Origin of the sequence: Arthrobacter sp. TMP15 (assembly GCF_039529835.1) — a bacterium.
Taxonomy (GTDB): domain Bacteria; phylum Actinomycetota; class Actinomycetes; order Actinomycetales; family Micrococcaceae; genus Specibacter.
The window spans coordinates 1,556,386-1,571,384 of the sequence record NZ_CP154262.1; the positions used below are offsets into that span (position 1 = coordinate 1,556,386).

The window sequence follows — 14,999 nt, forward strand, 5'->3', positions numbered from 1 at the left end:
CCCATGGAGCTGGTGCCGTCTCTAGCGATAGCCACAACAGCGACGGCGAGCAAAACCCAGCACAAGCTTCCCAGCCCAACTTAGATGCCAGCTTGGATATCAACTCAGAGGATGCCAGCTATGAGTGAGTTAAACAGCAACACCACCGGCGCCCCAGCAGCTGTCAGCAAGTCTGCTGCCGCCATCGATAAGGCCAAAGCTGCTGGGCGCAAGGCGTTAATCGCCTACTTGCCCGCAGGTTTTCCCGATAAGCAGGGATCGATTGATGCTGCAATTGCTGTGGCCCGCAACGGTGCCAACATCATTGAAATTGGCATCCCGTATTCAGATCCCGTCATGGATGGTGCCGTCATTCAGGCAGCAACCACACAGGCTCTGAATAACGGGTTTCGCGTGGAAGACGTTTTTGACATCGTTGCTGCCATCACGGCTGAAACTGATGCAGCCGTGATGGTCATGACTTACTGGAATCCAGTGATGCGCATGGGAGTTGATGAATTTTCGCGTCGCCTGTCCGAGGCAGGTGGTGCCGGGCTAATCACCCCAGACCTGATTCCGGACGAGGCCGCCCAGTGGTTTGCTGCCTCCGATAAATACGGACTTGACCGCGTCTTTCTCGTGGCGCCTTCGTCCACTCCAGAGCGCGTAGCTATGAGCGTTCAGGCGACCCGTGGTTTTGTCTATGCCGTCTCCATCATGGGCGTGACAGGAGCACGCAGCTCTGTCTCCAGCGCCGCTGAGGCAGTGGTAGCTGCTGCGCACGACGCCGGTGCCGAGCGGGTTTGTGTGGGCTTGGGCGTATCGGCGTCCAAGCATGTTCGTGAAATAGCAGCCTATGCGGACGGGGTCATTGTTGGCACCGCCTTGGTGGCTGCGTTGCGTGATGGCGGCGTCGGCGCCGTGGGCGCTTTGACTAAGGAGCTCAGCTCCGGCTTTGATGCCCCTGCCACTACGGAAACGGTCAGCCTGTGATTTTAACTCTTCTACCCCACGCACTTGCCAACTCCATCCCAGCTCCTGTGTGGTCCGGGTTTGACCTGGGCCCGCTCCGTGTCCATGCTTATGCGCTGTGCATCCTACTGGGCATTATTGCGGCGATTTGGCTGACGGATAGGCGCTGGAAGCGCCGGGGCGGCCCCGAAGGCTCCATTTGGGACATTGCCATCTGGGCGATTCCCTTTGGCATTATTGGGGGCCGGCTGTATCATGTGTTTTCCTCCCCTGAAGCCTATTTCGGGCCAGGGTTTGATGGCACCGGCGATTTGTCACTGATCCCACAGATTTGGCTTGGCGGGCTCGGTATCTGGGGTGCTGTGGTGCTTGGCGTTGTTGGTGCCTGGATTGGCTGCCGACGAGCGAACGTGAAGATCTCCGCCTTCATTGATGCTGCCGCCCCCGGCATACTTCTGGCCCAGGCGCTTGGCCGCTGGGGTAATTACTTTAACCAGGAGCTCTTTGGCGGGCCTACCACCCTGCCGTGGGGACTGAGCGTTTCAGCCGAATTTGTTCCTGCCGGGTTCAGCCCTGACACGCTATTCCACCCCACATTCTTGTATGAGTGCCTCTGGAACCTGGCCGGAGTCGTTGTGCTGTTGCTTCTGGACAGGAAGTTCCAACTGCGCAGCGGTCGCCTCTTCTTGCTTTACGCGATGATTTACACGGCAGGGCGGGTGTGGATTGAGATGTTGCGCATTGATACCGCTGAACAGATCACTTTCTTTGGCGTCACTGCGCGACTGAACGTTTGGACAAGCATCGTCGTCTTTGCGGTGGCCTTGGCGCTATTCATCGTGATCACATATGTGCGGCGCGGCAAACCCAACGACTCCGTTTATTTGACGGGGCATGAACCGTCTGTTGTTCCGGCCGGCACTGGTGTTGCACAGGAAAGTGAGACACCTGCCGGAACACAAGTGCGAGCCACCATGGCCGGTGAGCAGGAGAGCGAGTCCGAAAAGGATCTCTAAGCACTCGGTGCAGGACTGAATGCACCGAACGAACTGAACGAACTGAAGGTATTGAAAAAGGCGGCTCCGGATTCCCCGGGGCCGCCTTTTTAGTACCTTTGGGTATTCAAAAGGCTGAGAATATTACTTTACCTGCATATTATTCCATTATCTAAGATTCTCATATTACAGCGACCCATGCGGCTATATAGTAAAAATCGCTGCACCAGAAGCAGTGAACCAAGAAATCCTCTTCTCTTGTGCATATGCACTAGATTGCTGCCATTAGCAGGTTGCTGACGGTAAATCAGCACCAGCACTGCATAAGTCAGGATTAGCAGCACTGTTGAGTAAGATCCACTTTCTCAACGCACGGGCCAGCGTCGCCCCCACCGGCTCTCATATTTGGGGAAGGACTTACCCGCCGTGACACACCATCTTGTACGTGCCTCCAACAGCACCCAGGCAATCTCGCCGTTCATCCGTTTTGCTGCCATGCCGCAAAAGGTAGGCCTCTACCAGCCTGAAAACGAGAAGGATGCCTGCGGCTTGGCTGTCGTTGCCACCCTTAGGGGCACTCCTGGCCACGATATTGTGCAAAAGGCGTTAGTGGCACTTCGCAACCTCGAGCACCGTGGAGCGGTGGGTGCCGATGAAGGCACGGGGGACGGCGCCGGAATTCTCGCGCAGATCCCTGCCGAGTTCTTCCAGAGCGTCACAGAGTTCCGGCTGCCTGAACCAGGCCACTACGCAGTGGGGACAGCTTTTTTGCCCACCGAGAACCTAGACCGAGTTGCCGCTATTGCTGGCCTTGAAAGACTGGCAGAAACTGAGGGGTTGAAGGTCCTGGGCTGGCGGGAGGTTCCCGTTGCTGCCGAGCTCGTTGGTGCCAGTGCAAGGGCCTGCATGCCACATTTCAGCCAACTCTTTGTGGCTTTGGAGGGCGAGCCGAAACAGCCTTTGGATATTCTCGCAGCCAATGAACTGGACGGCAAAGTCTTCCGTGTACGGAAACGAGCTCAGCAAAAATTTGGAGTTTATTTTCCGTCATTGTCATCCAAGACCATTGTGTACAAGGGGATGGTGACAACGGCGCAGCTGGAACCGTTCTACCCTGACCTTTCTCATCCACTTTTTGCCACCAAGCTGGCAGTGGTCCATTCACGTTTCTCCACCAACACTTTCCCTTCCTGGCCCCTTGCCCAACCGTTTCGAAGCATTGCTCACAATGGGGAAATCAACACCGTCAAAGGCAACCGAAACTGGATGCGCGCCCGCCAATCAACCATGGCGCACAAACTTCTGGGGGAAACCCCAGAAGAGCTGTTCCCCATTTGTACACCGGGGGCTTCCGACTCGGCTTCCTTTGATGAGGTCGCTGAATTGTTGTGGCTTTCTGGACGTCCCATCACCGAAGCAGTCATGATGATGATCCCCGAGGCGTGGGAGAATCACGCCACGATGGATCCGGCCAAGAAAGCGTTTTACGAGTACCACTCACTCATGATGGAACCGTGGGATGGCCCTGCGGCGGTATCTTTCACCGACGGAACAGTGGTCGGTGCAACCCTTGACCGCAACGGTTTGCGCCCCGCGCGCTACTGGATCACCGATGACGGCCTTGTGGTCCTGGCCTCAGAAGTTGGGGTGCTTGAGATTGACCCTGGCAGCATCGTAGCGAAAGGCAGGGTGGCCCCGGGCACCATGTTTCTTGTGGACACTGCCAAGGGTGAGCTGATCAGTGATGCCGACATTAAAGCCCAGGCATCCGCAGCTAACCCTTACGAGGCGTGGGTCAAGGAAAACACCATCGCCTTGAAAGGCCTCCCCGAACGCGAACACGTCATCTACACAACAGCCTCCGTGCTCCACCGTCAGCGGACCTTCGGTTACACCACCGAGGAGCTGCGAATGCTGCTCGGACCCATGGGAGGAACAGGTACTGAACCCCTCGGCGCCATGGGCACTGATACGCCGGTTGCCGTGCTGTCCTCACGCCCGCGCCTGCTCTTTGATTACTTTGTCCAGCAATTCGCCCAAGTGACAAATCCTCCCTTGGATGCCATTCGGGAGGAACTTGTCACCTCGCTAAAGACCACCATCGGTCCGCAGGGAAACCTACTCTCACGCACTAAGGTACGGGCGCCGCAGCTGGCCTTAACCTTTCCCGTCATAGACAACGACGATCTGGCCAAGATCGCCAATATGGAAACTCCTGTAGCCGATGATGGGTCAGGTGGGGAGCGGATTTCCATGAAAGTGCGCGGACTCTACAAGGTTGATGGCGGTGAGGCCGCCCTGCGCACTCGGCTGGCCGAGGTCTGCGAACAGGTTTCCGGAGCCATCAACCGTGGTGTGCAATACGTTGTGCTTTCCGATAGGGATTCCACCGCGGCATGGGCTCCCATCCCGTCGCTGCTGCTCGTGAGCGCTGTGCATCATCATCTGTTGCGCAGCGCCAACCGCACCAAGGTTTCCCTGGTCGTTGAGGCCGGTGATGTGCGGGAGGTTCACCATGTAGCTGTTCTTGTCGGTTATGGAGCTGCCGCGATCAATCCGTACCTGGCCATGGAATCAGTGGAGGAGTTGATCCGCAATGGAGACGTGACAGGTGTGAGTGCCGAAGAGGGAGTCCGCCACCTGATCAAGGGACTGGGCAAGGGCGTTTTGAAAATTATGTCCAAGATGGGTATTTCAACAGTTTCCTCATACTGTGGTGCCCAGACTTTTGAGGCGCTGGGCTTGTCGCAAGAACTCATTAATGCGTATTTCACCGGCACCATTACTCAGCTGGGTGGGGTTGGCCTTGAGGTGATCGCTGCTGAGGTGAGCGCGCGGCACCTTCTTGCTTACCCCGTGGATGGGGTGGATGTCCCTCACCGGCCCCTGTTGTCGGGAGGCGAATATCAGTGGCGCCGCGACGGCGAGCCGCACCTTTTCAACCCTGACACTGTCTTCCGGCTACAGCACGCTACTCGCGAACGCCGCTACGACATTTTCAAGAAGTACACCGAGGGCGTGGATGAACAGGCTAACAGGCTCATGACTTTCCGTGGGCTGCTCACGTTCAAGGATGGAGAACGTCTGCCTGTTCCGCTGGAAGAGGTGGAATCGGTCAGCGAGATTGTTAAGCGTTTCTCAACCGGGGCCATGAGCTACGGCTCCATTTCTGCGGAGGCTCACCAGACACTGGCCATAGCCATGAACCGGTTGGGCGCCAAGTCCAACACTGGTGAGGGTGGCGAGGATGTTCAGAGACTTCTTGACCCTGAGCGGTCCAGCGCCATCAAGCAGGTTGCCTCGGGCCGTTTCGGGGTGACGAGTCTTTACCTCAGTCATGCCCAGGACATTCAAATTAAGATGGCACAGGGAGCGAAACCTGGCGAAGGTGGCCAGCTGATGGCGAAAAAGGTGTACCCGTGGATCGCCCAGACTCGTCATTCAACTCCGGGTGTGGGGCTGATTTCACCCCCACCACACCACGATATTTACTCGATTGAGGACCTGGCCCAGCTCATTTACGACTGCAAACGAGCCAATCCCACCGCGCGTGTGCACGTCAAACTCGTGTCCGAAATGGGGATCGGCACGGTGGCGGCTGGCGTGGCCAAGGCGAAGGCCGACGTGGTTCTTGTCTCCGGTCATGACGGAGGTACCGGGGCCAGCCCGCTGAACTCTCTCAAACATGCTGGCATGCCCTGGGAACTCGGCCTTGCCGAAACCCAGCAGACCTTGCGCCTCAATGGGCTGCGCGAACGGGTGGTGGTGCAGGTTGACGGGCAGCTAAAGACAGGACGTGACGTGGTCATTGCCGCGCTGCTTGGCGCCGAGGAATTTGGTTTTGCCACCGCGCCACTAGTCGTTTCCGGTTGTGTCATGATGCGGGTATGCCATCTGGACACCTGCCCGGTGGGCGTGGCTACACAAAACCCGGAATTGCGCCAGCGCTTCAGCGGCAAACCAGAATTTGTGGTGAATTTTTTCGAGTTCTTAGCCGAAGAGGTACGCGAGATTCTGGCGGGACTTGGGTTCCGCAGTCTACAAGAGGCGGTGGGACAGTCGGGCACGCTGGATCTTAAGGCGGCGCTACACCATTGGAAAGCGGAGGGGCTTGACCTGCGCCCCATCCTCTCCGACGCCGGGGTGCCGCTCACAGCTCCGAGGCGGCATCTGAGCAATCAGAATCACGAGCTGGAGAATCACTTTGACCAGCAGTTGATCACGATGGCCGCCGAATCATTGCGTGAGCGGGCTCCGGTTAAAATCAGTGTGCCAGTTCGGAACACGGACAGGTCTGTTGGTACCATGCTTGGCTACCACGTGACCAAAACGTTCGGTGTGGATGTGCTGGGCCCGGACACGATCGATGTCACGTTGACTGGCCAAGCCGGCCAATCGCTGGGCGCATTCCTGCCCGCCGGCATCACCTTGCGGCTGTTTGGGGATGCCAATGATTACGTGGGCAAGGGTCTCTCCGGAGGTCGTATAGCTGTCCGTCCTGATAGGGCCAACACCTTCAGCGCGGCAGATAACGTGATCGCCGGAAATGTGATTGGATATGGCGCCACCAGCGGTGAAATGTTTCTGCGCGGATTGGTGGGGGAGCGCTTCCTGGTGCGAAACTCAGGTGCCACCGCGGTTGTTGAAGGCATTGGGGACCATGGTTGTGAGTATATGACGGGTGGAAAAGCACTCATCATAGGACCCATGGGACGTAATTTTGGCGCTGGCATGTCAGGGGGTACGGCGTACGTTTTGGATCTGGAACCCAAGCGTGTGAACAAGGGCGCGTTGGCAAGTGGAGAGCTTTCGTTATTGATGCTCGACGGCGTTGATGCGGACATTGTGCAGTCACTTTTACGACGGCACCAAGAAGAAACCGGTTCGGACGTGGCAGAGGCATTGTTGGCCGATGTTCCGGGCACGCTAGCTCGCATCACGAAGGTGTTGGCGCGTGATTACGCGGCAGTTTTACAGACCCAATTGGCATCAGCCGAATTGGGCGAAGACCCCAACGGCGCAACGGCCTGGGCAAAAATATTGGAGGTCACAGGTGGCTGATCCACAAGGTTTCTTGAACAATCGCGAACGCATCACCCAGACGCGCCGCCCGGTCCCTGTGCGAATCATGGACTGGAAAGAAATCTACGAGGCACAAGAAAAAGGGGTACTAAAGTCCCAAGCGGGGCGTTGCATGGATTGCGGTGTGCCCTTCTGCCACCAGGGGTGCCCGTTGGGCAACCTCATCCCTGAATGGAATGACCTCACTTGGAGAGACAAGGGGCAGGAAGCTATTGAGCGTCTGCATTCAACAAACAACTTCCCTGAGTTCACCGGGCGGCTGTGTCCGGCCCCATGCGAAGCGGCATGTGTGCTGGGCATTAACCAGCCGGCCGTGACGATTAAACAGGTTGAAGTGTCAATCATTGATGAGGCCTTCAACCAGGATTGGGTACACCCGTTGCCGCCGGCCAGGCTCACAGGCAAGACCGTCGCCGTCGTTGGTTCCGGCCCTGCGGGGTTAGCGGCAGCCCAGCAGCTCACCCGGACTGGGCACACTGTTGCCGTCTACGAGCGAGACGAGAAGATCGGCGGGTTGCTGCGCTACGGCATCCCCGACTTCAAACTGGAGAAAGAAAGCGTTGACCGCCGGGTTGAGCAGATGGCGGCTGAAGGTACCCGCTTTCGCACAGGAGTTGAGGTGGGAAAGGACATGGGGTGGGAGGACCTGCGCAGGAGGTATGACGCCGTCGTGGTGTGCACTGGGTCAACTGTGCCGCGTGATCTACCCATTCCGGGCCGTGCCCTGAAGGGGGTGCATTTCGCCATGGAGTACCTTGTGCAAGCCAACAGGAGCGTTTCCGGCGAGAATTCCGTTGGCACAGGGGAATCCTTGGGTGGCGAGGCAGTGCAGATCCACACACGTGGCAAGCATGTTGTGATCCTGGGCGGCGGCGATACCGGTGCAGATTGTCTGGGGACCGCGCACCGTCAGCAGGCAGCCAGTGTGACAACGTTGGCCATTGGGGCGCAGCCTGGGGCAGCTCGCAGCGTGGCGCAACCGTGGCCCACTTCTCCGAACCTCTTTGAGGTCGCCAGTGCACATGAAGAAGGTGGTGTCCGCAGCTACTTGGCGTCCACGGTGGAGTTTGTTGGTGAAAACGGTGTGCTGACTGGATTAAAGATCGCAGAAACCGAATATCTGCACGGGCGTCGGGTGCCTAAGGTGGGCACAGAACGCGTTATTGCCGCCGATTTAGTGTTTCTTGCATTGGGCTTCACGGGCCCAGAATCAGCGCAGTTGACGCATCAGTTGCCCGTGACTTTGGACTCACGAGCAAATATTAACCGTGACAGTCACTACATGACGGAACGTGAAGGGGTCTTTGCAGCAGGGGACGCCGGGCGCGGCCAGTCGCTGATTGTTTGGGCCATTGCTGAAGGGCGCGCCTGCGCTGCGGCAGTAGATAGGTTCTTGATGGGGGAGACCTTCCTGCCTGCTCCCGTCTCACCTAGTGATTCGGCTATCCGCCTCTAGTGCCAAAAGCGTTAGGCTATATGACGGGACTAAAGATTTCTGCTGATAACCACACACAAGGTAGGTACATTGAGACGCGCAAAAATTGTTGCGACTTTCGGGCCGGCAATCGCCAGCTATGAAAACACACTTGCGGTACTGGAGGCGGGCGTTAACGTAGCCCGCATGAACATGAGCCACGGCGATTACACCGTGCATCAGAACACGTATGAGAACGTGCGCAAGGCCGCAGAGGCCTTGGGCAAGCCGGTTGCCATCATGGCTGACCTGCAGGGCCCGAAGATCCGTTTGGGTCGCTTCGCCAACGGCGAGGGATACGACCTGGCCGTGGGTGATGTTTTCACGATCACCACAGAAGATGTCCCCGGTACCAAGGACATTTGCTCCACCACTTTGAAGTCGCTTACTGAGGACGTCAAAGTTGGGGACATCATGCTGATCGATGACGGCAAGGTCTCCGTGCGGGCCACAGCCGTTGACGCCATCAAGGTAGTCACCGAAGTGACTGTGCCGGGCAAGGTTTCTAACAACAAGGGCATCAACTTACCCGGTGTTGCTGTGAACGTTCCGGCCTTGAGTGAAAAAGATGAAGACGATCTGCGCTGGGCCCTTGAATGTGGCGTTGACTTGGTTGCTTTGTCGTTTGTCCGTGATGCAGCTGATATCCAGCGTGTCCACGAGATCATGGATGAAGAAGGCCGTCGCGTTCCGGTGATCGCCAAGATCGAGAAGCCACAGGCAGTTGCCAACCTGGAAGCCATTGTTGACGCGTTTGACGCCATCATGGTTGCTCGTGGTGACTTGGGTGTGGAGCTTCCCTTGGAAGATGTCCCACTGGTACAGAAGAAGTGTGTTGAAATGGCACGCCGCTGGGCCAAGCCCGTCATCGTAGCAACCCAGGTACTTGAATCCATGATCGAAAGCCCGCGGCCCACCCGTGCGGAGGCTTCCGACTGTGCAAATGCTGTGCTCGACGGCGCGGACGCAGTCATGCTCTCCGGAGAGACAAGCGTTGGCAAGTTCCCGATCGAGACCGTCAAGGTCATGGCGCGCATCATTGAAGCAGCCGAAGAAGACGCAGGCATGAAGCTGATTCCGAGCCTGGGTTCGCAGCCGCGGACCCGCGGCGGTGTCATCACGGCAGCGGCTGTGCAGATCGCCAACCAGCTCGATGCCAAGTACATTGCAGCGTTCACGCAGTCAGGTGACTCGGCCTACCGTTTGTCCAGGCTCCGCCCGGCCAAGCAGGTCTTTGCGTTCACTCCGGATGAGCGTGTACGCAATCAGCTCGCGCTTGCATGGGGCATCGAGCCCGTGCTGGTTCCGATGGTAGCCCACACTGATGCCATGACCGAGCAGGTTGACGCTGTTCTCTTGCAGAAGGGTCTCGTGGAAGAAGGCGACATGGTTGTTATTGCAGCCGGTTCCCCTCCCGGACAGGCTGGTTCCACGAACCTTGTCAAGGCACACGTTGTTGGCGACCAGGCCGACACTGCCAAGACCGGCAGTGCCCGTGGGACCAAGGAAAAGATTGGTCCTTGGCCCACTGACTAACATCCACTAGTTTGTTCTAGCTGGAGAAGAACGACGACGGCGCCCACCACCTGGTGAGCGCCGTCGTCGTTGGTTAAGCAGTGAGCCGTGCCTACAAACTTCGCGAGTTGCCACAAGTGGTGCCCAAAGCACGCTTTTGGGCACCCCAAGTGGCAACTCGCGGGTGCTTTTGAGCAACAACTGTGTTGTTGCGGCTTAGTTAACCTGGTTGATAATCGTTTCGGCCACTTCACGCATGCTCAGCCGGCGGTCCATGGAGGTCTTCTGGATCCAACGGAATGCTTCGGGCTCGGTGAGGCCCATTTTGGTGGTCAGTAGACTCTTGGCGCGCTCCACAAGCTTGCGTGTGGCGAACTGCTCCTGCAGGTCAGTGACTTCCTCCTCCAGCGCCTTGATCTCCTCGTGGCGGGAGAGCGCAATCTCCAAGGCAGGGACAAGATCTGCGGGTGTGAAGGGTTTTACAACATAGGCCATGGCGCCGGCGTCGCGGGCACGCTCAACGAGTTCCTTCTGGCTGAACGCCGTCAGGAGGACCACGGGAGCGATCCGGGCTTTGACGATGATCTCAGCCGCCGTTATGCCGTCCATGACAGGCATTTTGACGTCCATGAGGACCAGATCAGGTTTGAGCTCTTTCGCAAGCTCTACGGCTTTCTGGCCGTTGTCAGCCTCGCCAACAACGTCGTACCCTTCTCCGCGAAGAATCTCCATGATGTCCAAACGGATCAAGGTTTCATCCTCGGCAACAATGACGCGGCGTGCGGGGGACGTGGGGTTCGAATCCGTTGATTCAGACACAAATAACTCCTTGGAAGCGATTAACTGAGACTTCGGACACAAAATCCGATTTTTTAGCGCTTAGGAGGCGCTGGTTCTACAAAACAGCCTATCTGCATGTAGAGTAGTTTCGCGCACTCGTTCGGAAGTGATTCCGGAAAGAGAGCGTGATCTTTGTAACGGCTTTCATTTGAGAGTCTTGCATAGGCCCGAGTGGCGGAATGGTAGACGCGCTGCACTCAAAATGCAGTATCGAAAGATGTGTGGGTTCGAGTCCCACCTCGGGTACATTTCAACGAAAACCTCCTGGTGACAGGAGGTTTTCGTGTTTAAGGGTTGACACTAACCCCGGGTTAGCGGCCAAAATGTGGGGTTAGCGGCCAAAATGTGTGTACAGCCCGGGCGTGTCAGTGGCTTCTTCCGCCCCATCCTTGTTGAATTCCATTGCCGTCTTCTGGGCTGAAGGCTGTGTCGTAGAGGGCAGGGCCGATGGGCTCGTGAACCATTTGTCGTTTCTTCTTTTTTGGTTGCCAGTGGTGGGCCTTCACTAGGTCCCAGGGATCTTTAGGGGCCTCGGTGTGGTGGTAGAGGTACCAGTCCACGGCTCGTTTGGCATGATCATCGCTAAGACCTCGATGGTCCCGAAGAAGGTGCTTCAAGCCAGCATTGATCCCACCCTCGAGCGGGCTCGTTGTCCTAGGGAGTTTCTGGTCTTCGGTGGCGTGGGTGAGCCAAGTAAACAGATGATCGTTCTGCAGGACTGTGGCTAGTGTTCCACGGGCTTGGCGCAGACGAAGATGCGTGAACCACCAGTTCTGGTTTGCCCGCACGTGTGAGGGCCTTTCACCGTTCTTCTTCGCGTAGGTGCGGTCCTTCAAGAACTTCTCCCAGCGTGCTTCCCAGGACGCGAACTCACCGACCCACACAGCGGCTTGATCCAGGGACTGGATCGGTGTTAAAGCCTTCGCTAGGGCCAGTAATTCCTTGCCAGCATCGAGTTTCGGACGCATCGTGAGGTGGGTACGGATGTTCTGTTGAATATGAAACAAACACCGCTGCACTCTTGTTTCTGGCCAGTGCTGACCCAACGCACTCTCGAGGCCTTTGTGCCCGTCGATGACGACCATGGCAGGGGCCGGGAGTTGCTTGAGTAACGCTGACCAGGAAGCATGTTTTTCCCGATCGCACCACTGCCAGCCAACAACGTGATCACCGGTGTAAGCAATGAGCACGCACCAGCCGTTGAAGTACGTTCCATCGAGGATGAGCACCGGGTGAATTTCCCCGGTCACAGGGGCTTGTGGGGCCACGTTCCAACACCAAGCACTCTGTCTCCGAAAGGTCCGTGATGAGCTGGCATGGGCGTCCTGACGGGTCTTGCCAGTGATCCATGACTGGAAAGCGGCGAACTCTGCTTTCTTGCTGATATCAACCCTGGATTGAGTACTGGAAGCACCACAGGATTTACACCGCCACCGGGTTTTACCTGCACTGGTCGAACCGTTCTTCACAAGCTTCTGAGCACATACACCACAACGGGGGTGGTTCTTGGGAACTGTCACCATACATGCTTTCAAAGCATGTACAAGGCCCTGCATCCCATATGATTACTGGTCAAAAGCCACTTTGCATACACACATTATGGCCGCTAACCCCGCTCCGCGCCAGCGTTGTTCGGCACGTGCGCCCCACCAAGTTGCAGCCAAGAGCACCGCCGCCCCCATATATCCAAGTGCACCAATTCTGTCCCCGGCCAGGAACACCCCAACAAGGAGTGCCCAGCCTGGCTCTGTACCCAAAAGCATCCCCGCACGCGACGCCGAGGTGTGCTTCGTTGCCCAGAGCTGCCCAAGAAATGCAAAGATTGTGCAGCCCAGACAAAGATAGGCCAAGGTGAACCAATTAGAGACACTAAAATTGGGAACATGCTCCAGCAATGAGTTCCCGCCCCAGGCCGCGAATATGACCGCACCAACAACGATCTCGAGCGTGGTCAAGCTCAGAACGTCAGCTTTCCTACCGACGGTGAATAGTGCCTCCGAAACACCGAGGAGGGCCCGCGTCGCCGCCGCCAAGAGCATGAGTCCATCACCTAGATTGATCCCGGAAAAGTCTTGCCCTCCCACCAGTAAGGAAATGCCTGTGAGGGCGAGCAGAATGCTTCCTATCAAGGGGAGGGGAAGTCGTCTCTTGGTGAGCGCGGATTCAAGTATAGGAGTGAGGAGAATGGATAGGGCGATGATGAGTCCGGCGTTTGTGGCACTTGTGAGCGTTACGCCGATCGTCTCCATCGCGATGGTAGCCGTGCGAAGTGTTCCCAGCAGGATGCCGGGCAATGCTGAATCACGGAGACGGACTTTTCGGCGAGCGAGATTCACAGATATCAAGAGGATTGCTGCAGGGACGAAACGGGCGCACATAACCGCGGCCGCAGATGAAGCCGCAGCTAGCTCTTGAGTCGCCAGATAGCTGCCACCCCAGATTATCGCGACGATCAAGAGCACTAGATCCGGCAGTAGGCGCGAAATGGAGCTGGAAGGAAAGGACATTCTTTTACCGTAATTAACTCACTCCTTACAGAACAACGGCCACTATCTTCAATAACCTGTAAGCTTAGCTTCATGGAAGTGCATCATCTTCGAACTTTGCGTGAGCTCAGAGACCGTGGCTCGGTCACAGCAGTGGCACAAGCACTGCTACTTTCTCCATCTGCGGTCTCCCAACAAATCGCATCATTGCAGCGAAGCGTGCCAACCCCCCTCACGGAGCAAAGAGGCCGAGTCTTGGTGCTTACACCTGCCGGTGAACTGCTGGCCGATGCTGGTGGGGATGTGCTGGAGTCTCTTGCCCGTGCGGAAAATTCAGTCAACGAGTATCTTGTTGCACGTCAACAACCCGTTTCAGTCACTGCTTTTCACAGTGCCGGTCTGGCCTGGTTTCCGGCACTTATCGCGGGCAGCCTCAGGGACCCTGGCGGACCAAAGGTGCGTTGCCGGGACGAAGACGTATCGATCAACAAATTCGTAGACTTGGTTGGTGACCACGACATCGTGATCGCGCACCGGCCGCTGACATCAGATCCCTGGCCCACCCGCAGAGTGCATGTCACTCCTGTGCTGCAAGAACCGATCGACTTAGCGATCCATCGTGAACACCCATTGGCTAAACACGAGACGGTATCCCTAGCTGATCTAGTGGACGAAACTTGGGTGGCAGCCCATGAAGGATTTGCGCTGGAGCCACTCCTGATCCAAGCAATGTTTGCCAGCGCTGGCACACCCATCCAGATTACGCACCGAGTTAATGAGTTCAATATGGTGGCAGCGATCATCGCTGAGAGCGGCACCGTGGGCTTGCTGCCCCGATACACCGGACTGACTCCATACTTTCGTGAGCACGTGGTTCTTCGCCCGATCCAAGGACTCACCCTTGGTCGAAACATCGATATTCTAACCAGACCTGAAGCCCAAAATCGTGTAAGCACACGCACCGTGATCGACCGGATCATCAAGATAGCCGAACAGAAGCGCCTGCTCGCAGGCGAAGGAGTCCATCAGCACCTCCTGAACTAGGCTGCTTTACCACTAGGTTTCTAGCCAAACGCTCTGTAAAAGAGCCTCACCTGATAGCAGTCAGCGATCAGTGGTCTCCACGCCCCTTTTGTGGTCATGGCGAATACATTTTTCAGCTGAGCATCCGTGCGTGCGAAATCGGGCCGCTAGCAGCTTTGCAGCACCAAAAGCGATTGAGCGTTGGAGCCACTGAACTCAAAATGGTGGTTTTGAAGCTAGGCAGTGTGGGCTTTCCGATTCTTGCTCTTTCTCCTTGTCTGCCTTTTGTGCTGGGACCCTAAGGCTGTTCTCGATAAAAGGCTCGTTTGAGAAAAACTTGCATCCGCACTGGCTCCGTTTGCTCAGGACGGGTTCGAAGCCCGCCACGGGTATAGTTCAACGAGTACCCCTAGGCGACGGGAAGTGTTCCAGTCAGCGCTGATGAACCAAGGGTTTTTGGCCGCAGTAAACCTATTTTGTGTAGGGGACCTCCGGGGAAGTCGGGTGGTTGACGGCCCTATGCGCCGAGCAGAAAGGCCGCTATTAAAAGATGGCCGACTGGGCAGAAAACGACATAAGTATCGGCGGAAGACCAAATCCTACGTGCTGATCGGAGACTTCCTACCAGCCGTG

General features: G+C 56.9%; 9 protein-coding genes and 1 tRNA gene. 7 read left to right on the top strand and 3 right to left on the bottom strand.

Features of this window, described 5'->3' with window-relative positions:
- The first annotated feature begins 120 nt into the window (after positions 1-120).
- From trpA to pyk, 5 genes are all read left to right on the top strand, one after another.
- On the top strand, positions 121-972 hold the full coding sequence (trpA, locus tag AAFM46_RS06825; RefSeq protein WP_343320123.1) for a tryptophan synthase subunit alpha: 852 nt from the start codon (positions 121-123) through the stop codon (positions 970-972).
- The gene (gene lgt, locus AAFM46_RS06830) at positions 969-1,967 is read left to right on the top strand and encodes a prolipoprotein diacylglyceryl transferase (protein WP_283531460.1); all 999 of its coding nucleotides are present in this window, start codon (positions 969-971) and stop codon (positions 1,965-1,967) included. The genes trpA and lgt overlap by 4 nt, the downstream gene beginning before the upstream one ends.
- 474 nt (positions 1,968-2,441) lie before the next feature.
- A complete protein-coding gene (gene gltB / locus AAFM46_RS06835; protein WP_343320403.1) occupies positions 2,442-7,007 on the top strand; it encodes a glutamate synthase large subunit in 4,566 nt (1,521 codons plus the stop codon).
- On the top strand, positions 7,000-8,484 hold the full coding sequence (locus tag AAFM46_RS06840; RefSeq protein WP_343320124.1) for a glutamate synthase subunit beta: 1,485 nt from the start codon (positions 7,000-7,002) through the stop codon (positions 8,482-8,484). The genes gltB and AAFM46_RS06840 overlap by 8 nt, the downstream gene beginning before the upstream one ends.
- Positions 8,485-8,553: 69 nt before the next feature.
- Positions 8,554-10,038 carry a pyruvate kinase gene (pyk, locus tag AAFM46_RS06845; RefSeq protein WP_283531454.1) on the top strand — a complete coding sequence of 495 codons (1,485 nt, stop codon included), beginning with the start codon at positions 8,554-8,556 and terminating at the stop codon, positions 10,036-10,038.
- Positions 10,039-10,233: 195 nt separating this feature from the next.
- On the opposite strand, the gene AAFM46_RS06850 is transcribed toward pyk, so the two are convergent.
- A complete protein-coding gene (locus AAFM46_RS06850) occupies positions 10,234-10,836 on the bottom strand; it encodes a response regulator (RefSeq protein WP_283531453.1) in 603 nt (200 codons plus the stop codon).
- 186 nt (positions 10,837-11,022) lie between these two features.
- Here AAFM46_RS06850 and AAFM46_RS06855 point away from each other — a divergent pair.
- Positions 11,023-11,103, top strand: a tRNA-Leu gene (locus AAFM46_RS06855).
- A 119-nt stretch (positions 11,104-11,222) separates the two neighbouring features.
- On the opposite strand, the gene AAFM46_RS06860 is transcribed toward AAFM46_RS06855, so the two are convergent.
- Positions 11,223-12,377 (bottom strand): IS1249 family transposase, encoded by a 1,155-nt coding sequence (locus tag AAFM46_RS06860; RefSeq protein WP_343320324.1) that lies wholly within the window; start codon positions 12,375-12,377, stop codon positions 11,223-11,225.
- Positions 12,378-12,422: 45 nt separating this feature from the next.
- Entirely contained in the window at positions 12,423-13,364 is a 942-nt protein-coding gene (locus AAFM46_RS06865) for a DMT family transporter (RefSeq protein WP_343320126.1), read from the bottom strand.
- Between the two features lie 72 nt (positions 13,365-13,436).
- On the opposite strand from AAFM46_RS06865, the gene AAFM46_RS06870 reads away from it, so the two are divergent.
- On the top strand, positions 13,437-14,387 hold the full coding sequence (locus tag AAFM46_RS06870; protein WP_343320127.1) for a LysR family transcriptional regulator: 951 nt from the start codon (positions 13,437-13,439) through the stop codon (positions 14,385-14,387).
- Positions 14,388-14,999: the final 612 nt, after the last annotated feature.

Excerpts from the sequence above, each read along its gene's own strand:
- trpA (WP_343320123.1), top strand. The coding sequence starts at position 121 with ATGAGTGAGTTAAACAGCAACACCACCGGCGCCCCAGCAGCTGTCAGC.
- gltB (WP_343320403.1), top strand. The coding sequence starts at position 2,442 with ATGCCGCAAAAGGTAGGCCTCTACCAGCCTGAAAACGAGAAGGATGCC.
- AAFM46_RS06865 (WP_343320126.1), bottom strand. The coding sequence starts at position 13,364 with ATGTCCTTTCCTTCCAGCTCCATTTCGCGCCTACTGCCGGATCTAGTG.
- AAFM46_RS06870 (WP_343320127.1), top strand. The coding sequence starts at position 13,437 with ATGGAAGTGCATCATCTTCGAACTTTGCGTGAGCTCAGAGACCGTGGC.